Source organism: Streptomyces sp. NPDC050121 (assembly GCF_044460385.1).
GTDB lineage: Bacteria > Actinomycetota > Actinomycetes > Streptomycetales > Streptomycetaceae > Streptomyces > Streptomyces soliscabiei.
In genome coordinates this window covers 40176-58989 of record NZ_JBITJV010000037.1, presented here as the reverse complement: position 1 = coordinate 58989, position 18814 = coordinate 40176, and the positions used below count along the sequence as shown (strand labels likewise).

Genomic DNA, 18814 nt, shown 5'->3' with positions numbered 1-18814 from the left:
ACGGCTGTCCGGACGGAGGCCTGGCACGTGGAAATGGCCGACAGGCAGGATGCCCCCACTGCCGCTGTTGTGGTGGACGCAGGCGGCCTGGTGAGCGGCTGGAGCGAGGCAGGGCGGCTGCTGCTGGGCTGGACGGCGGAGGACACCGTCGGCCGCCCCGTGGCCGACCTGCTGGTCGACCCCCCGCCGCCCGGCTTCCCCGAGGGCTACGGCGCAGGCCCCGACCCCACGGGGTTCATCCCCCTGCGCCACCGGGACGGTTCCACGATGGACGCCGTGGTGGCGGCTCACCCGCTGTTCGGCCCCGGCGAGCGGGTAGTGGGTCACGTGCTGACCATCCAGCGCTGGGGACGTCGCCCGGTGATCGCCGACCGGGCTTTCGAGCAGTGCCCATTCGCTCTGGGCGTCTACGACCCTGAGCTGCGGTTTTTGTGGATCAACGCCTCCTCGGGCCGGGTGATCGCGCACTCCGAGGAGCAGGTGCTCGGCAGGAAGTACCGCGAGGTGCTTCCCGAGTTCGACCGCACGCTGTTTCCCGAAAGGGACGACAAGCCCTACACCGACGCGCTGGCCCGAGTGGCGAGGACGGGCGATCCCACGCGTCTCATCACCGTCTTCCGCCCGCGCGGCAGCAACTACGCCAACGCCTGGGCCACCAGTATCTGGCCCGTCCGGGATGCCGAGGGCAGGGTCCGCGCGGTCGCCAACTGGGGATTCGACATGAGCGCCGAGTACTGGGCCCGGCAGCGCCTGCTCATCCTCAACAAGGCCAGCGGCGGCATCGGCCGGACACTCGACGTGATCGGCACCGCCCAGGAACTGGCCGGGACCCCGGTGCCGGGATTCGCCGACCTCGTCAGCGTGGATCTGCTCGACGAGGTGCTGCGCGGAGAGGAACCGCCCTCCGTGTCCACCTTCGCCCCCGGCGAGGACATCTCGCTCAGTCGTGCCGCCCAGCACAGCGCGAAGGAGGACACCGACCGGGCTCCCGGGCCCCCGACACCGGTCCGTCACGCGCCTGGATCCGTTGCCGCCCGCTGCATGACCACCGGCAGGTCCGCGGTGGAACTCGCCGCTGAGCCCGGCGAGGGCGGCGAATGGGCCTTCGGGCCCGGGCTCGCCGCCGACCCGGCCCACTGGCCGCCGGGCAATCCGGTGATCGACGAGTCCCTTGCCGCGGACGGGCTGACCGGCCGGATCACCGTGCCGCTCCGTGCGCGTGGCGCGCTGCTCGGCGTCGTCGCCTTCTCCCGCCTCGACCGGCCAGAGGCCTTCACCGCCGACGACCTGATCCTCGCCGAAGAACTGACCGCCAAGGCAGCCGTCGCCATCGACAACGCCCGCCGGTACTCGCGCGAGCGCACGACCGCGCTGACCCTGCAACGCAGCCTGCTGCCGCAGGGACTGCCGAACCAGGAGGCGGTCGAGGTGGCGACCCGCTACCTGCCCGCCGGGACCGGCGCGGAAGTGGGCGGCGACTGGTTCGACGTCATTCCGCTGTCCGGCGCCCGGGTCGCCCTGGTCGTCGGCGATGTCGTCGGCCACGGCCTGCACGCCTCGGCCAGCATGGGCCGGCTGCGTACGGCGGTCCGCACCCTCGCCGACGTCGACCTGCCACCCGACGAGCTGCTGACCCACCTCGACGACCTGGTCCTCCACCTCGCCAGCGACCTCCAGTCCACCGGCCATTTCCACCCGACCGGCGAGACCGGCGCCACCTGCCTGTACACCGTCTACGACCCGGTCTCCCGCCGCCTCACGCTGGCCAGCGCCGGCCATCGCCTGCCGCTGGTCATCTCCCCGGACGGCACCAGGACCCCGGTACCCGCCCACCCGGGACCGCCGCTCGGCATCGGCGGGCTGCCCTTCGAAGCCACCGAGCTCGAGCTGCCCGAGGGCAGCCTGCTCACCCTCTACACCGACGGACTGCTGGAAAGCCGCGAGCGCGACGTCGATACGGGGGTCGTCGAACTGCAGCGGGTCCTGAACCACTCGGCCACCTCGCTGGAAGCACTGTGCGACACGGTGATCAACGCCATGCTCCCTGATCACCGCACCGACGACGCCGCCCTGCTGCTCGCTCGCACGCACGCGCTGGATCCCCACCACGTCGCCGACTGGGACGTCGAGCCCGACCCCGCGCAGGTGCCGCGGGCCAGGAAGTTCGCCGTCGACCAGGTGGACGCCTGGGGCCTGGAGGAGGCGTCATTCGTCACCGAACTGGTCGTCAGCGAGCTGGTCACCAACGCCATCAGATACGGCGAGCCGCCGATCAAGCTGCGGCTGATCCGCGACACCTCCCTGATCTGCGAGGTCTCCGACGCCAGCAACACCGCCCCGCACCTGCGCCGGGCCCGCGCCTTCGACGAGGGCGGCCGGGGCCTGCTGCTCGTCGCCCAACTCACCCAGGGGTGGGGCACCCGGCACACGACCAATGGCAAGACGATCTGGTGCGCGCAGAACCTCCCCCGGCCTGAGCCGCGCTGAGCGCCACACCCGGGCCGACAACGCACGGTCGCTGCGTGGGCAACGGCCCCCGGACCGTTGCCCCTGGCAGCCGCTGTCGCCGTCATCCCGCTGCTCTGTCGGCACGAGCAGGGCCCGCCTCCGCGCAGCCAGGCCCCGTACGCAGGCCCCGTACGCAGGCCCCGTACGGCCTGGTTCACCAGCCTGTCGGCAGACCGGCGATGAAGGGGGTGAGCCGGTCGGCGATGAGGCGGTCGTCGTGGGCGGAGTAGTGCCAGTCGCAGCCGAGGAAGTCCAGGCCCGTGTCGTCGAGGGACCAGTAGCGGACCCGGCTGTCGCCGGCGTCGTTGCGCGCCTTGACCACCTGCTGGACATGAGCGGCGTACTGACCGGCGCCCACCGCCACGATGGTCGTGTCGGCCCCGTATCGCGTGCGCAGCTTCTGGATGAAGTCGCCGTAGGCGCTGCGGTAGGCGGCCGCGAGGCTGTCGGGCGTCCACGGCTCACCGGGGTTGATGGCGGTCGAGAAGTCGTTGGTGCCGAGGTTCACGACCACGACCTGGGGGCGCCACGTGCCCGGGTTCTGCCAGACGTCGCCGGGAACGTTCAGCAGGGCACGGTCGTAGAAGCTCCGGTACGTGACGTCCGTCCGGCCTCCGTTGTAGTTGCGCACCATGCCAAGGCCCGAGTAGCCGTTGATCTGGTAGTCGGCGTTCAACTGCCGGGCGGTGAGGGCGCCGTAGCTCACATCGGAGTTGGTGCTTCGCTTGAGCTGGTCCGAGGTGCAGGTGCGGGAGGTCGACAGGTTGCCGTAGCCCACCGTGAGGGAGTCGCCGATGAACTCGATCTGACGGCTGCGGGCGGCCGGCTTGCTCAGTACGGCACCGCCGGGCGCGGCGACGAAGCCCCCGAACGTGCTGGTGTCCCCCGGGGTGTCGTTGCGCTTGACGAGCCGGACGGTGTGCGTGCTGTTGGACAGGCCGTTGATCCAGTGCGTGGTGTTGCCGGGCGTGACGAGCGTGGCCACGGTGGCGCCGTCGATCTGGACGTCGTAGTCGGCGGCCGAGTCGTTGAGCACGATCCCCACGCCGGTGCCGCCGACGCGGCCCTCGAAGTACACGCCGGGCCAGCTGTACTGCGCCGTGTTCCCGGCGTCCTTGACCCGTCCCGCGGTGTGCACCTGCGCCAGCGCTTCCGCGGAGCCGACGCGGACCAGTTGCCACTGCTGGTTGGCCCCGCCCCAGTCGGTGAACTGCACGACCTTGGCACCGTTTGCGGTGGAGGCGTTCTCCACCTCGACGGCCTTGCCGCTGTTGCGGTTGATCAGCCGGACGTAACCGTCCGACGAGTCCGCCAGCCGGAACTGCTGGTTGGTGCCATTGGCGTCGCGCCACTGCACGACGTCCGCGTGATCGGCCGTGGAGTAGTTGAGGACGTCCAGCACCTTGCCGGAGTGCTGCGCCCTCAGCCGGTAGTAACCGCCGCCCGAATCGACCAACTGGAACCGCTGGTTGGCGCCGTCATGGCGAGTCCACTGCGACAGAGCCGCTCCGTCGGCGCTGCTCGCGCCCGCCACGTCGAGCGCCTTGCCACTGCCACGGTTGACCAACACGTACCACGCGCTCGTGTCCACGGTGGCCGCCTGCGCCGTCCCAGCAACGCCAAGTCCGGTCAACAGCGCCACCATCAGGGCGGTCACCGCGGTGAGCACCCCGGTACGCCTCCCGCATCTCCGCCACGGAACCCTGAATGTCATATGCATGCCCTTCATCGGTGTCTCGTTCACTGAGAGCGTCAGCCCGCTCGCCTCGGGGCGCCAGACAGAACCCGGCCACCACCTGAGCGCCGGCAACCCGGGCCGGGCGAGCTCGCGCACCCTGACCCGCGCGGGGTCAAGGGCCGGAGCGGTCCTCCACCTTCTCGAAGAAGAACTCGTGTTTGAGGAAGGAGACGTCGTACTCATGACCGGGCTGAGGCGGCAGCAGTTGGGAGGCCTGGAACAGGCGCCACCCGTCGTGCAGCGCGGCAATCCCTGTGGGATAGGGCGGTTCGTCGCTGTCGCCGGTCGTCGGACGGGTCCGGCCGGTCCCGTCGTATCGGGACCAGCCCACGACGTCGGAGTCCAGCGCCGATGTGGCGAGATAGAGGACCAGGACCTGCTGCCTCATGCGTGACTCCTCAGGGTCGGCCGGTTGCTGACACGTGTGACCCAGTACTCGACATCGAACGAGTCGTCACCGGTCAGGGCCCGCCACAGCAGGACCCGGTTGTAGATCTCCAGTCGGGCCGTGGCCTGCTCGTACCAGGGGAAGTAGGCGTTGAGTTCGGCTGTCACCGCAGGGTCGTGCAGGTCGGAGAGGTCCCACAGACGCACCTGCGGCACGGTCGGGTTGAGGCGGAGCTTGTACATGTAGCGGCGGCCCGCGGTGTCGTTGCGGCGGCCACCGTGCCAGATGCCGTGGTGCACGAGAACGACAGTGCCTGCCGGGCAGGTCAGACGGGTCTGCCCCCTGAGGTTCTGGACGCGGCCGACGTCCGTCTCGTTGATCCTGCGCAGATGGCTTCCGGGCACGCTGAGGGTGCCGCCCATCTCGGCGGTCACCTCGTGCGGGTAGTACATGAGCTGGATGTCGAACGCATCCGGCCGTACATCGATGATCGCGTCTGCGTGGAGCGGCTGCGCCTGTCCCTCGTGCGGCTCGCGCACATGCACCGCCTGGTGGTCGACGGTGGGCTCGCGGCCGACCAGGCTCTCGACAGCGCCTGCGACGACCGGCAGGGCGAGCAGCGCGTGGACGAAGGTGTCCCGCGCGAACGCCTTGCCCAGCGGAGTGCCGTAGGACACTTCCGGCAGTCCCTCGGTCAAGGCCGCGACGGCCCGTTCATTGATCTCCTGCGGCACCACCCCGTCCAGGCGCAGGAATCCCTGCGCGACGAAGCGCGCCACCTGAACCGATGTCAGGAGTTGCTTGCTGGTTGACATGCGACGAACGTACGTGCCCTGTCCGGATCGGTCGTGGGCTGAATTCGTCCAGTGCTGGTAATTTTCCGTCCTCGTGAAACACGCAACACTGCGGCTCGACGAGGCACCCACCGTGGTCGCCGCCGGCATCGGGGTACACGGCGTCTCCACCGCCCACGACGTCTTCCGGCTGCCCGACCTCTGGCAGCTGCACCTCTACCACTACGAGGGTGCCCTGTCCCTCGGGCCGTCGGTCCACCCCATACGCCCCGGCCACGTCAGCCTGGTGCCGCCGAACACGGAGGTGCACTTTCACTACCGGGGCAGATCGGAGCACTTCTACGTCCATCTGCGACTGCACGACCGTGGAACCGCGCGGGTGGTGCCAGTGATGCAGGACGCCGCCGCCGAGAGCACACGCCTGGCCGATCTGCTTCGACACGCCGTGACAGCCATGGCGACTTCTCCCCCGCGAGCCACGGCCGAGGTCTGGACCGCTCTGTGGCGCATCGCCGCGTTGCCGAGGGGCGACGGAGCCGGGCGCCGCCACCCCTTCGTGGCCGCCGCACAGGCCTACGTCGAGGAACACCTGGCCGGACCACTGTCCGTACCGGACGTCGCTCACGCCGTCGGAATCTCCCACACACACCTGACGCGCGTGTTCCGTGCCGAAACCGGCCTCACGGTCGTGTCGTACATCCGGCACCGACGCCTGCAACGCGCCCGCCACCTCCTGTTGTCCTCCACTCTGTCCATCACCGCCGTCGCCGCGGCCGTGGGCATCCCCGACCTCCAGGCCTTCAACAAGGCCTGCCGCCGTGAACTCGGCGCGAGCCCACGTGACGTACGTGCGGACGCCCCGGCGGGGCTGGACCGCCCAGAACCGTAAGCGGTGCCGACGGACAGCTGCCGCCGGACCGGAGCACCCATGCCCGACCTCTCGCGCCGGACACATCGGCAGTCATCAACGACCGCCACAGCAGTCGAGGGCGGACCGGCTACGCCTTACTGCAGGGGCCCGACGCTCTCCGGGTCGGGCGGCCGGGCCGAGAGCGAAGGCCGGGACCGTCAACCCCGGTCCCGGCCTTCCCCTCATCTCGTCCGCGGACGATCACACCCCGCCTGGGGTGGGTTCAACTCCCTGCCGCCGACTCCTGGCCTTCGGACACCTCTCTCCAGCGGCACGGGCGAGGCCACCGGAGGCCCCATGACTGCGTCTCCGCACGGTCCCGCCGCGCCCGCGCGGTGGAAGATTCAGCGCTGGCGGACGGGACGTACGACGATCTCGTTGACGTCGACGTCGGGTGGCTGGGCGAGGGCGTAGGAGACCGCGCCGGCGATGGCGTCGGATCCGATCGCGTGGGCGCGGTATGCCCGCATGGCTTCGGCAGCTCCGGCCTCGGTGATGGTGTCGGCGAGTTCGGAGTCGACCACGCCGGGCGAGATGGTCGTGACCCGGATCGAGGGGTCGGACTCCTGGCGCAGGCCCTCGGTGATCGCCCAGGCCGCGTACTTCGTGCCGCAGTAGACGGCGCCGGTGGGCACGACTTGGTGGGCGCCGATGCTCGCGACCGTGACGAAGTGGCCCGAGCCCTGCGCGGTGAACACGGGCAGCGCCGCAGCGATGCCGTGCAGCAGGCCGCGGACGTTCACATCGATCATCCGGTCCCACTCCTCGACGAGCAGGGAGTCCATCCGCGACAGGGGCATGACCCCGGCGTTGCTGACAAGGACGTCGACCCGGCCATGGCGGTCGCGGGCGGCCTGGACGAAGGCCGCGACGTCCGCGCGGTCCGTCACGTCCAGCCGTACCGGCTGCAGGGCGCCGCCGGAGCGGGCGGCGGCCTCGTCCGCGTGCTTCGCCAGAGCCCGCAGGCGGTCGGTGCGGCGCGCACCGGCCACTACCTGGTGTCCCTCTGCTGCGAGTCGTGCGGCGACGGCCGCGCCGATGCCGCTGCTGGCGCCGGTGACGAGGACGACCTTGCGGCCGGTCGGCTCCGCGCGTTCGGGTTGCTGTGTGGTCATGGCCTCGAGGCTGGCCCGGCCGGCTCGCCCGCAAAAGGGGCGGCATCCTCCTGGGTGCAGCGCACCCAGGACGCGCGGCGGGCCCGGACCTAGCATGGCGGCATGGCACGCTCAGAGCTCGGCTCCTATCTCACCGCCCGACGCGCCCGCGTCACCCCGGCCGAGGCGAACCTCCCCACCACCGGGCACCGCCGGGTGCCAGGGCTGCGGCGCGAGGAAGTCGCCCTGCTCGCCGGGGTCAGTGCCGACTACTACATACGCCTGGAGCAGGGGCGGGAGCGCACGCCCTCCGCACAGGTGCTCGACGCGTTGGCCGCCGCCCTGCGGCTGGACGAGGACGGCCGCCGGCATCTGTTCCGGCTCGCCGGCCTCGGCCCCCGCTCCCAGGCCGCCGCCGTGACCGACCGGGTCGAGCCGAGCCTGCTGGGGCTCATGGACGCCTGGCCGCACAACCCCGCCATCGTCTACAACCGCGCGTACGACGTCCTGGCGGCCAACGCCATCGCCGACGCGCTCTTCCACGGCTGGACACACTCGCGCAACCTCATGCACGTCGTGTTCACCGACCCGGCCTCCCGCACCTTCTACCGCGACTGGCACGACGTCGCGCGCAACTCCGTGGCCGGCTTCCGGCTCGGCCACGGCGCGGCGCCGAACGACCCGCGGGTTCGGCAGGTGCTCGGCGAACTGCTCGAGCAGAGCCCGGAGTTCGCCGAGCAGTGGGATCGCCACGATGCCCGCGGCAAGGCGCTGGAACACAAGCGCTTCGAGCACAGCGACGTCGGGCCCCTGACGCTGACCATGCAGACCTTCGACGTCCGCTCGGCCCCGGGCCAGGAGCTCGTCGTCTACCACGCGGAGCCGGCCTCACCGAGCAGCGAGGCGCTCTTGCTCCTCGGCTCGCTGGCCGCGACCTCGCGCCGGGAGCACTGAACCGGGGCGAGCAGCCGCCCAGCAGGCCGCGCCTCCCTGTACCGGCGGAGCCCCGGCATGTGCCGGCGGAGCCCCGGGCCGAGGGCCGTTCGGGCGTCCTGTCGCCGCAGGCGTGGCCGTCATGGTGTCGGCCACGCCTGGCGGAAGGGATGCAGGTTCGTCTGTGTGGAGAGTGGCCTGGTGTCAGGGGGTGGGGCTGCTGCCCGCGACCCACTCGCTCCACGGCATGTTCCAATCGCTGAGACCGTTGTCGGGGGCCAACGTGGTCTTGTCCTCGGAGTTCTTGACGATCACGACGTCGCCGATCATCGAGTGGTCGAAGAACCACGCCGCGGGTTGCCTGCCGTCGCCGCCGCCCCTGACATCCTTCAGGCCTACGCAGCCGTGGCTGGTGTTGACCTTGCCGAAGACAGAGTCGGTACCCCAGTAGTTGCCATGGATGAACGTGCCCGAGTCGGTCAGGCGCATGGCGTGCGGTACGGCCTTGATGTCGTACGAGGGCTTGCCGTTCTTCTCCGTGAGGCCGACGCTCGCACCGTTCATATGGGTGTGCCAGAACTTCTCGGAGATCACCATCCGACCGTTGTACGTCGGGTGCTCGGCGCTGCCTGCCGAGATCGGGATGGTCTTGATCGTCTTGCCGTCCCGGACGACGGTCATCTGCTTCGTCTTCGCGTCGACGGTGCTGATCTGGCTCCGGCCGATCCTGAACGTGACCGTCTTCTGGATGCCGTGGCGGTTGAGCGCGACGGTGACGATGGAGCCGGGCTTCCAGTAATGCTCGGGGCGGAAGTCCAGGCGGTGGTCGTTGAACCAGTGGCCGACGACCCACTGGCCGCTGCTGGAGCTGACCTGGATCTCCGACTGCACGGCGGCCTTGTCGCTGATCGCGTTGTTGAAGTTGACCGTCACCGGCATGGCCACGCCGACGGTCGAGCCGTCCTCGGGGGAAAGGTGCCCGATGAAGTCGTTGGCCGGGGAGACCGTGGTGATCGTGGCGGTGCCGGTCGCGGAGCGGCCCTTGGCGTCCTCGGCCTCTGCGGTGATCTGATACTTGGTGGCACGTTCCAGTCGAGTGTTGAGCTTCCAGGAGGTACCGTCCGCGGACAGAGTGCCCGGGATCTCGGCACCGGTCGCGACGGCGGTCATCGTCACCTTGGTGAGCTTGCCCTTGCTGACGGTGACACTGACCGGGCCGTTGATCCCGACGTCGTAGGCGCCTTGCCCGGACGTTATCTCTATTCGGGCGTCGGAGGCTTCCTGGGCGTCCGCCTGACTTACCCGCGCCTGAGACTTCGAGGGGGTCCCGGCATCGTTGCCGCCGACGGCAGCATTGCTCGTACCGCCGAGGGCCGTGACTGCGAGTACGCCGCCGAGTACGCCGGCCGTAGCCACGAGTCCGGTGCGTCGATTACACAGCGCGATCAAACACTTCTCCAACCACTGGTCTTTTGCATCCCTGCGCTGATCGCCGAAGGAGTGCAACCAGCTTTCCCATCACTTATAGACTCGCCCCTGTCCATAAATGGGTAAATTGTGGCGAACACCACCCATTGTCGGATGCGCCATGCCGGATGCGTCGCGGAGATCCCCGACCTGCCCGCTCATGCCAGAGGTCCGGCTCGGCCGGGGCGGCATGGGCGAGGTCTGGTTGGCGGAGGACCTCAAGCCCGGAAGGCCGGTCGCGATCAAGCTGCTCATCATGCCTCAGGATGCCGGCCATGCAGACCCGGCGGTGAAGCGGCTGGGCAACGAGGCACGTGCACCCAGAGCACCCTGCCGTGGTGGGCCGACGCGCTGGCCGGCACCGGCGAAGCGCTGGGCATCGGCATCGCTGCCTCCGGCATCTCCACGGTGCCGGCGGACGACGGTTCCCGGAACGTGGGACCGACCCTCCTCAACGGATTGACGCTGAGTGCGATCGGGAACCGAGGGAGTGCACGCGAATGCCGCCGAGACCGCGACATGGTCTCGCTGAACCGACGCGACAACGGTCACGCGCGCAGGCAAGATGGAGTGCCTGGATCAGAAGGACGTGTACCACTCGCCGATCGACCGACGTCCCGTCCGACTTCGCCGGGCCCCACCCGTTCTCCGGAGGCTCAGGCGGACGCCGGCTTGCGGATGCGCGGGTGGCTCTCCAGCGCCCACCGCACGGTCTTCGGCGGGCGTCCGAGGAGGGCAGCTGGTCCGTGGTGCCGCGGTATCCGCCACCGCCCATCAGCCGGGTCAGCTTCCTCAGGTGCTCCGCGGTGTGCGGGATCGCGGCCAGGGCGGGGTCGATGTAGGTCTCGTTCCAGGTTTCGACGTCTTCGGGAACGTAGACGACCGGGCGTCCCAGCACGGCCGCATGGTCCTCCGCGAAGCCGTGCATGTCCTTCAGCTCCGGACCGTGGAGGTCGTAGGACCTGGAGATGTGCGGCGCCGGGTCGGTCAGGATCTTCACGCACAGCTCCTCCACGTCGTAGCCGGCGATGGGCGCGAGCCGGTGGTCGCCGAAGGGCAGGCGCAGCTCACCCCTGCTCAGCGGCTCCAGCGCCAGCCAGGTCATCAGGGGGTTCTCGACGAACATGGCTCCCCGCACATTGACAGTCGGCAGGCCGGACCACTGAAGCACCTGTTCGGCGACCCAGTGGGCCCGCTGCTGCGGCGACCAGTTCGCGATGAGTCCGCCGAGCCACCCACGCCGTTCCTCCTCCGGCGCGGTCATCCTGTCGAACGTCATGAACGACTGCTCGCACTCGGAGATGTTGACGAACACCTCGGTGTCGCCCCGGTCCCGCGCCGCCGCGGCCATCAGGCTGACGGCGTCGGTGTAGTACGGCGACAGGCTCATGCTGAAGTAGATGCGCCGGACGCCCTTCAGCGCGGCGGTCACGTCGGCGACCGTGAGCAGGTCGCCGACGAAGACCTCGGCCCCGGCCTGGCGCAGCGACCGCACGCGCTCGTCGTCGGTGCGCACGAACGCGCGTACCGGGTGCTCTTGTTCGAGCAGCATGTCGACCATCGTCCGGCTCACACCGCCGATTTCGCCGGCGGCACCGGTGATCAGGATGGGATTACGCTCCGACATCAATGTGTCCTGTGTGGTGGTGGAGTGAGTCAGCTGCGACAGCGGGAGATCAGCGCGGTGTTTGCGGTGCCGTGCATGCCCTCGACCGGCACGGCGGGGTTGGCCCGCAAGGCCGCTACGGCGTCCGGCTCCAGTGGCCCCGGAGCCGGTCGCCCCTGGACCGGGTCCGGTTCGGGAACGACGCGTTGCCGGGAGCGGCAAGCAGGTGCTACCCGGCCAGCCGCGCGTACAGGGCTGCGGCCCCGGGAAGGATCGCCGCGGGCGAGATGGCGCCCGGCGGGAGCGAGGCGGCGCAGTATGCGCGCGCGTGCGGCCATGGGGCCGGCGGTGTAGCGCAGTTCCGGCTGCGCGTCGGTCGCTGCCGTGACGATCGTCTTGGCGACGACGGCGGGCGCGTCGCCGTCGCTGATGGCCTGCGCCATCACGCGGTCGACGGCCTGCCGCTGCTGTGCGTAGGCGGACAGGGGCGTGTCGGACTTCGCACTGTTGGCCTCGAACCCGGTGTCGGTGTAGGCGGGTCGCCTCGGCCCCGGTCCGGGCGGTCAGCTCCTTGCCCATGTGGAGCGAGGAGTTCTCGGCCGCCTGCGTGGTCGCGACCCGCGCCAGACCGGAGCCCAGGCTGCCGGCCGACTGGTTCGTCAGCACTGTCAGCGCCGGGCGGGCCGGAGTTTGGGCTACCGCGGTGCCGGTCAGGGCGGCAACGGAGGACGTGAAGTCGCCGGGCACGACGAGCGCGCCGAACAGCTTGCCCTCGCCGCCCACTGGCGGCTCTCAGTCGGCTCGGCCGATGGTCACGGTGCGGGATCCCGGAGCGAAATCATCGAAGGACTGTTCCCAGGACTCGCCGGGCCAGTAGTAGGTCACACGACCCTCGGAGGGCCGGTAATGGGCGGTATAGACGGTTCCCAGCCCCTCGTCGTACGCGGACTGGTACAGCGGCGGTTTCAGCATCGCCGCCACGTCCGTGCCCGCTGCGCGGACGGCGCTCAGTCTCTCCTGGGTCCGGGAGGACTGCTCCTGCTCGTCGGGCACCGGCATGTGCTGGTGGTTGGCGGCGCAGGCGTCCGGTGCCTCAGTCAGTGAGATGTCCGGTCCCACGAACACCGTCACCGCCTGTTCCGGGTCGACAAGGGTGACGTTCTGCGGGATTGCGATCGGTATGGACTTCAGTTTGCCGACTGCCTCGTCAACGGTGTCACAGGTCTCCAGCAGGTAGCGCAGGACGATGAGGATGGCGAAGCCCGGGCCGTGGACGAAACGGCCGCCGAAGGTGAGTGAGACGGCGAGCCCGGCATCGTTCATCCCGTCCAGCAAGCCCCACGCGGCATCCTGCGTTCCGATCACCGGTCGGAGGAAGCGGGAGGAGACAATGGTGCCCTCGCAGTCATCGGGGCTGAAGTCGTAGTTGCGCAGCAGGGTGCCGCTGCCGCCGATCTGGGTGCAGCCCGAGAAGAACGGTCGCAAGGTCGCGAGGGTGAGGAAGGTCATCGCTTCGGGCCGGTCGAGTTGGCCCGCGAGGCGGTGCAGTACCGGTACCAGCTCCGGCAGGTGTGCCTCAAACAGCTTCCGGGCACGGTCCGCGCCCTCCACGGTCCGGCTCTCCTTGGTCATCCACCCCTCCGCGAGCGGCCACAGAGCCTGTGTATGGGTGGCCCATCGCCCGTCGCTTCCATCGCCGACCTCGATCGCACGGAATGTCTTCTGATGTTGGCTCATGGCTGCCGCTCCCTTGCGGACGTCGGGCGAAGTGAGGGCAACCTAGCCAATTTCCCGGGCAGTTCACCACAGCGCGCATACCAGAACGGGCATAGCCGGTGGAGGACTACGGCCAATCGTGGGCGCCGGTCGTCATGGGCGCCGGGCGCGTCGAAGGGGCCGGCGGCGCCGTCGCCGCTGGAGAGAGCCCAGGCCGCCCATCGACAGCCCGGCGACCACCCGCCGGGTTCCGGCGCCGTAGCTGTGCTCCAGCAGCGGGCGCAGCTCGCCGAGGTGGAATGTCTCCCAGACCGGCGGTCCGAGCACGGCCAGGATGCAGAATTCCAGCGGTGGTTGATTCCGCGTTCGTTACCGTGTCGGTCCATGACGGTCCTGATCATCGGGGGCAGTGGTTTCCTGGGCGCCGAGCTGATCCGGCAGGCCACCGCGGCGGGGCTCGAGACGTCCGCGACGTTCGCATCCCGGCCCGGCACGGCCGCGGGGGTGTCCTGGCATGCGCTCGACATCCGCGACCCCGCGCGTGTCGCCACGGTGGTCGCGGACGTGGCCCCGTCGGTCGTGGTCAACGCGTCGAGCGGCGGGGCCGACTGGGCGGTGACCGCCGACGGCGCCGTCCTCGTGGCGCTGGCCGCCGCCGAGCGGGGCTGCCGCCTGGTCCATGTCTCCAGCGACGCGGTGTTCTCCGGCGCGCGCGTCCGCTACGACGAGCGCTGCCTGCCCGATCCGCTCACCCCGTACGGCGCCGCGAAGGCCGCCGCCGAGACGGCGGTGCGACTGCTGATGCCGGCCGCCGCCGTCGCCCGGACTTCGCTGATCGTCGGACATGGCCGGTCCGCGCACGAGCGCACCGTGCACGCTCTGGCGGACGGCACCCACGAGGGGGTCTTGTTCACCGACGACATCCGCTGCCCCGTCCATGTCGAGGACCTGGCCGCCGCGTTGTGGGAGATCGCGCTGTCCGACGCGGCCGGGATGTTCCATCTCGCCGGGCCGGACGCCCTGAGCCGCTACGACCTCGGCGTGCTGATCGCCCGGCGCGACGGCCTCGACGACGCGCGGCTGCCTGCCGGGCGACGAGCCGACACCTCCCTGCCCGGGGCCCTCGACGTACGCCTCGACAGTGGCGCGACACAGCAGTTGTTGCGGACGCGGCTCCGCGGCGCCCGCACATTCCTGCACTGGGCCGCGACGACCAACGCGTTCGCAGGCGTGGCAGAGGAAGTGACGGAGAAAGTGGCAGAGGATGTCGAGAAGGGCCTGCCGGGCCCGGCGCCTCAAGCGCCGTCCGGGTGTGACCGCTTGTACCCGACATGACCGGGCACAGATTGTCGGGTCCGGCCCGATGCCTGCCGCCTAGCGTGGTGATCACAAGCAAGGAAGGAGACCGGACGTGCTGGAGCGGCTCAACAAGGCCATGGAGCACATCGAGCGGGAGCTCGATCAGACCGTCGACGTGGCCGGGCTGGCGCGGATCGCGGCCACCTCGGAGTACCACCTGCGCCGGATGTTCTCCGCGCTCGCGGGCATGCCGCTGTCGGAGTACATACGGCGGCGTCGGCTCACCGTCGCGGGCGCCGAGGTGCTCGCAGGGCGTGAGTCGCTGTTGGAGATCGCGGTGCGTTACGGCTATGGCTCGGGCGAGGCGTTCGCCCGGGCGTTTCGCGCCATGCACGGTGTCGGGCCGGGCGAGGCCAGGCGCACCGGCGCCGCGCTCGTCTCCCAGCCCCGGTTGTCCTTCCGCCTCACTGTGGAAGGAAGCAGCAGCATGCGCTATCGCGTAGTGGACAGGCCGGAGTTCAACGTCGTCGGCCTCAAGGCCCGGGTGCCCTTGGTGCACGTGGGGCCGAACCAGGCGATCATCGACTTCGTTCGCGGGATCGACCCGCAGGTCCTGGAACACCTGGGGAAGCTGTCGAACCAGGAGCCGTACGGCATGGTGGCGGTCTGTGACGACCTCGACCCGAGCCGGGCCGAGGGCACCGAACTCGACTACTACCAGGGGGTGATCACGTCAGCGGCTGCCCCCGACGGCACCGTGCTTCTCCCTGTCCCGGCCGGAACCTGGGCGGTCTTCACCACCTCCGGGCCGGCGCCGCAGGCCATCCAGGAGCTGTGGCGGGACGTGTTCACGGAGTGGTTCCCGTCCAACCCGTACCGCAGCCGCCCCGGCCCGGAGATCCTGAGCACCCGCCTCTCGCCCGACAAGCGCGAGGGCGACGCCGAACTGTGGCTTCCGGTGGAGCGGGAACAGGGCTGAGCACCGCACGCCCCATGCAGGGGCGGGGTGAACCGCGCTTCCGCGAGGGGTACGGAGGCCGGCGGATCCGCTTGGTCTCACCTAGGGCTGTCCCGCGGATCATGCCTCAGACGGGGAATGGAACGCCCTCCCCCACTCTCGGCTGCGCCCTCCTCCGCCTTGCAGTCGGACGCACCGTTCCCCGCTCACCTGCGTCGATCAGGCGCCGCTGCTTCCCTGCGACTTGATCCGCCGGACAGGCCCTAGCCCGCGCGGTCCAGGCGGAAGCGGGGGTGAGGTTCGGCGCGGCCGGTGGCGAGGTCGGCCGCCATCGCGCCGATCAGCGGGGCGAATTTCGCGCCGTGGCCGGAGCACGGGGAGGCGATGACGAACGGGCCGTGGCGGTCGACGACGAAGTCCTCGTCGACGGTGGTGGTGTAGAGGCAGCTCGCCTCGGCCACCGGGTCGGGCTCGAGGCCCGGGAGGCGGTCGCGTACGAAGCCGCTCACCCGGGCCCGCGAGGACGGGTCGACGACGCCGGTGCGGGTGCGGGCGGTGGTGGGGGTGCCGCGGTCGTGCTCGGCGACCTTGACGGTGGGGAGCGGGCCGCCGTCACTGCCCGACGGGAGGCCGTACAGGTGCAGGGTGCCGTCCCAGATCAGGGTCGGCCACCGCTCGGAGGGCTCTCGCTGCCGGAAGTGGAAGACCTGCTGCTGGGTCACCTCCAACTGCGGGAGAGAAAGGGGTAGTTCGAGATCGGGCAGCCAGGGGCCGGCCGCGATCACCACCGTTTCGGCGACGATCTCGCGGCCGTCCTCGGTGCGCAGGAGCACCTGCTCCCGGGTGTCCTGGACGTCGATGCCCGTGACGCGTGTGCCGATGATCGCCTGCGCCCCGTGCTCGATCGCCCGTCGTACGCAGGCTGCGACGGTCCGGTCGGCGTCGACCACGCCCGCGTCCGGGTGGTACAGCACCGGGCCCGTGATGCGGATGTACGGCCAGCGCTCCGAGGCCTCTTCCGGGGCGAGGAGTTCGTGGGGCACGTCGGCCGCGGCAAGGAGTTCCGCGATCGGACGCGGGTCGCGGTCCTCCCCCATGTCGAGACCACCGGTCGTGCGCAGCAAGGGAGTTGAGGCGTCGTCCTCCAGTTCCCGCCACCGCTCGTGGGCCTGCCCGGTGAGCCGTACGTAGAAGGGGTCGGCGTAGGCCCGTCGGAAGATCCGTGAGCTGCCGTGCGAACTGCCCTGTCTGTGGCCGATGTCGTACGCCTCGATCAGCGTGACCTCATGGCCTCGCCGGGCCAGTTGCCAGGCGGTGGCCGCGCCCGTCAGCCCGGCACCCACGACGGCGATCACAGACCCTCCCCGGGGATCGAGTTCGTGCCCGTGAGGGACGCGGGCCATGGCAGTGAGCTCGATCGTAGGCCGAAGGGCCGGGCGCCGCCCCCGAGGAGGCGGCACCCGGCCCTGACGTTTTCCCGCCAGAACACGACAGCGGACGGTTCACCGGACGTCGGCTCGGACGAACCCCCGGAACCCCCGGGAGGGGCTCCGCACCCCCAGTGGCTTCGGCGGGTACGTCGGCAGGTACAGCACCACGCCCGCCCCGGCCGCGACGAACATGCCCAGGTCGACGGTGACCGCCTGGGAACTGCTGCCGTGAACGTTCTCGGGTCCTTCGGCGTCACAGCGGTAACCGACCCCGAGGGAGTCACCATGACCGCCGGACGTTCCCGTGTTCGATTCGTGGCCACGGCCGCGCTGCTCGGGGCCCTGCCGCTCGCGACCACGGCCTGCGGCGCCTCGACCGCCACGACCTCCGCCGACACCAAGGAGCCGGCGAGCGGCTGGGAGGAGCCTGCCTCGTACTCCTACACACTGACGTCGAGCACCCAGGTCCTGGCGGGGACGTTCCGGGTGACGGTGCACGACGGCGAGGTGACGGAGATAATCGGGCTCGACGAGGACAGCCGGCGGCAGGCGCGGGATCTGCCGGGCGAAGTGCCCACCCTCGGCAAGCTGTTGAAGACACTGCACCGGGCCCGCAGCGAGGACGCGGACACGGCCGAGGCGCAGTACGCCGCCGACGGGCACCCTGTGCGGATCTCCCTGGACTGGGACAAGAACTCCATCGACGACGAAGCCCTGTACACCATCAGCTCCTACGAACCGGCCCCCGGCCAGGCGGCTTCGTCCGCATCACCGAGCCGGGCAGACGGCGCTGCTTTGCGGACACGACCTAGGGGCGCGCGCCACCGCTGGTGAACGGTTCGAAGGATTGGCTGAAGCGCCAGGTGTCCTGGGCGATGCCGGAGCACGAATCGGAGCCGGCGGTGCCCGGGCAGCCGCCGTTGTCGCGCTGGAGCGCCCAGAACGAGAGCGTGTTGATCTTCTTTGCCTCGGCCCATTTCTCCACCGTGACCGCGTCCTGCGGGGTGAAGGTCTCCTCGGGTCCGAAGTCGTCGATGCCGGGCATCTCGATGACGCCGATCATGTTCCACAGCCTCGCGGAGCTCTCCTTCGGGTAGAGCGCGGCCAGTTGATCGTGCAGGCCGGCGGCGGCCGTCTCGGTGTCGGCCGCCATGTCGTGGGTGGCGCCGTCGTAGTAGTCGAACGTCATGAGGTTGACGACGTCCACCCGCGCGCCGTTGTCGACGGCGTTCTGCAGCAGGGCCAGGCCGTTGGCTTCGAGGCCGGTCGTGGAGGTCGGCAGGGTGTAGGAGAACTGGACGCTGCGGCCGGTGCGGTCGGCCCAGCGCTGGACCTCGGCGATCGCCTTGTTGCGGCGGTCGATGCCGGCGGCGTTGTCGATGGAGTCGCCCTCGACGTCGAGGTCGATCCGGGTGATGCCGTACGTCGTGACGAGGCTCTCGTACACCTTGGCGATGGCGTCGACGCTGGTGCAGCTGTCCGCCAGTTCGGTGCCGGTGGTGTCGGCGGACCAGCCGCCGAAGGACGGGATGGCGTTGCCGCCGCGTGCCTGGATCGTGGCGATGTCGCGGCCGAACGTGGTGCGGGCGATCGGCTGGTCGGTCTCGCCGTTCCAGTACGCGGTGCACGAGCCCGCCGTGGCCGTCTGGAGGAAGGCCAGGGTGAGGTACTTGTTGCCCGAGGCGGCGGCGAGTCGGGCCGGGCTCTCGCCGGTCCACGCCTCGAAGTAGGGCGCCGCCACATGGGGCGGCATGGGCCTGCCGGGGGCCGGGAGGGAGTCCGGCACGGCAAGCGCATCCCCTCCTCCCAGTGCGACAAGCCCGGCGGACACAGCGGTCACGCTCAGGCAGGACAGCAACATACGAAGAGGACCAGGTCGTCTCACTGACGCTCCCATGGGGAAAAGGGCAGGCGGGGACAGCGGAAGGACAGAACCGCGGGGTGAACAGTGACCCATGATTGGACTAGACCAG

The 18814-nt window shown here is 70.2% G+C and carries 16 protein-coding genes and 1 pseudogene; 6 read left to right on the top strand and 11 right to left on the bottom strand.

Features of this window, described 5'->3' with window-relative positions:
* Positions 1-33 precede the first annotated feature (33 nt).
* On the top strand, positions 34-2487 hold the full coding sequence (locus ACIBTS_RS38510; protein ID WP_399325320.1) for a SpoIIE family protein phosphatase: 2454 nt from the start codon (positions 34-36) through the stop codon (positions 2485-2487).
* Between the two features lie 175 nt (positions 2488-2662).
* Here ACIBTS_RS38510 and ACIBTS_RS38505 read toward each other — a convergent pair whose 3' ends face one another.
* The 3 genes from ACIBTS_RS38505 to ACIBTS_RS38495 all read right to left on the bottom strand — a co-directional run bounded on the left by ACIBTS_RS38505 (position 2663) and on the right by ACIBTS_RS38495 (position 5449).
* Positions 2663-4153: an RICIN domain-containing protein gene (locus tag ACIBTS_RS38505; protein WP_399325350.1), complete on the bottom strand. Its 1491-nt coding sequence runs from the start codon at positions 4151-4153 to the stop codon at positions 2663-2665.
* 205 nt (positions 4154-4358) lie between these two features.
* A complete protein-coding gene (locus ACIBTS_RS38500) occupies positions 4359-4634 on the bottom strand; it encodes a hypothetical protein (RefSeq protein WP_319674839.1) in 276 nt (91 codons plus the stop codon).
* Positions 4631-5449: a phytanoyl-CoA dioxygenase family protein gene (locus tag ACIBTS_RS38495; protein WP_319674838.1), complete on the bottom strand. Its 819-nt coding sequence runs from the start codon at positions 5447-5449 to the stop codon at positions 4631-4633. Before ACIBTS_RS38495 ends, ACIBTS_RS38500 begins: the two co-directional genes overlap by 4 nt.
* A 73-nt stretch (positions 5450-5522) precedes the next feature.
* Here ACIBTS_RS38495 and ACIBTS_RS38490 point away from each other — a divergent pair, with 73 nt between their 5' ends.
* Entirely contained in the window at positions 5523-6317 is a 795-nt protein-coding gene (locus ACIBTS_RS38490) for a helix-turn-helix domain-containing protein (RefSeq protein WP_399325319.1), read from the top strand.
* Positions 6318-6682: 365 nt separating this feature from the next.
* Here the strand turns inward: ACIBTS_RS38490 and ACIBTS_RS38485 are convergent, their stop codons facing one another.
* Positions 6683-7453 (bottom strand): SDR family oxidoreductase, encoded by a 771-nt coding sequence (locus ACIBTS_RS38485; protein WP_399325318.1) that lies wholly within the window; start codon positions 7451-7453, stop codon positions 6683-6685.
* A gap of 102 nt (positions 7454-7555) precedes the next feature.
* Here ACIBTS_RS38485 and ACIBTS_RS38480 point away from each other — a divergent pair, with 102 nt between their 5' ends.
* Positions 7556-8386, top strand: a complete 831-nt coding sequence (locus tag ACIBTS_RS38480) for a helix-turn-helix domain-containing protein (RefSeq protein ID WP_399325317.1) — start codon at positions 7556-7558, stop codon at positions 8384-8386.
* A 183-nt stretch (positions 8387-8569) separates the two neighbouring features.
* Here the strand turns inward: ACIBTS_RS38480 and ACIBTS_RS38475 are convergent, their stop codons facing one another.
* The 5 genes from ACIBTS_RS38475 to ACIBTS_RS38455 all read right to left on the bottom strand — a co-directional run bounded on the left by ACIBTS_RS38475 (position 8570) and on the right by ACIBTS_RS38455 (position 13481).
* Entirely contained in the window at positions 8570-9814 is a 1245-nt protein-coding gene (locus ACIBTS_RS38475; protein ID WP_399325316.1) for an Ig-like domain-containing protein, read from the bottom strand.
* A gap of 469 nt (positions 9815-10283) precedes the next feature.
* Positions 10284-11459, bottom strand: coding sequence for an NAD(P)H-binding protein (locus tag ACIBTS_RS38470; RefSeq protein ID WP_399325315.1), 1176 nt, complete (start codon positions 11457-11459; stop codon positions 10284-10286).
* Between the two features lie 29 nt (positions 11460-11488).
* The gene (locus tag ACIBTS_RS38465; protein ID WP_399325314.1) at positions 11489-11881 is read right to left on the bottom strand and encodes a hypothetical protein; all 393 of its coding nucleotides are present in this window, start codon (positions 11879-11881) and stop codon (positions 11489-11491) included.
* A 349-nt stretch (positions 11882-12230) separates the two neighbouring features.
* On the bottom strand, positions 12231-13175 hold the full coding sequence (locus tag ACIBTS_RS38460; protein WP_399325313.1) for a C45 family autoproteolytic acyltransferase/hydolase: 945 nt from the start codon (positions 13173-13175) through the stop codon (positions 12231-12233).
* A gap of 132 nt (positions 13176-13307) precedes the next feature.
* Positions 13308-13481 (bottom strand): alpha/beta hydrolase-fold protein, encoded by a 174-nt coding sequence (locus ACIBTS_RS38455; RefSeq protein WP_399325312.1) that lies wholly within the window; start codon positions 13479-13481, stop codon positions 13308-13310.
* A gap of 57 nt (positions 13482-13538) precedes the next feature.
* On the opposite strand from ACIBTS_RS38455, the gene ACIBTS_RS38450 reads away from it, so the two are divergent.
* Positions 13539-14489 (top strand): SDR family oxidoreductase, encoded by a 951-nt coding sequence (locus ACIBTS_RS38450; protein WP_399325311.1) that lies wholly within the window; start codon positions 13539-13541, stop codon positions 14487-14489.
* A 76-nt stretch (positions 14490-14565) separates the two neighbouring features.
* Entirely contained in the window at positions 14566-15432 is an 867-nt protein-coding gene (locus ACIBTS_RS38445) for a helix-turn-helix domain-containing protein (RefSeq protein ID WP_399325310.1), read from the top strand.
* Positions 15433-15674: 242 nt separating this feature from the next.
* Here the strand turns inward: ACIBTS_RS38445 and ACIBTS_RS38440 are convergent, their stop codons facing one another.
* Positions 15675-16766 carry an FAD-dependent oxidoreductase gene (locus ACIBTS_RS38440; RefSeq protein WP_399325309.1) on the bottom strand — a complete coding sequence of 364 codons (1092 nt, stop codon included), beginning with the start codon at positions 16764-16766 and terminating at the stop codon, positions 15675-15677.
* A 360-nt stretch (positions 16767-17126) separates the two neighbouring features.
* Here ACIBTS_RS38440 and ACIBTS_RS38435 point away from each other — a divergent pair, with 360 nt between their 5' ends.
* Complete coding sequence (locus ACIBTS_RS38435) at positions 17127-17675, top strand: DUF6174 domain-containing protein (protein ID WP_399325308.1); 549 nt, start codon at positions 17127-17129, stop codon at positions 17673-17675.
* Here ACIBTS_RS38435 and ACIBTS_RS38430 read toward each other — a convergent pair.
* A pseudogene (locus ACIBTS_RS38430) lies at positions 17653-18738 on the bottom strand (chitinase); the annotation flags it as partial. The gene ACIBTS_RS38435 and the pseudogene ACIBTS_RS38430 sit on opposite strands and share 23 nt — an antisense overlap.
* Between the last annotated feature and the right edge of the window lie 76 nt (positions 18739-18814).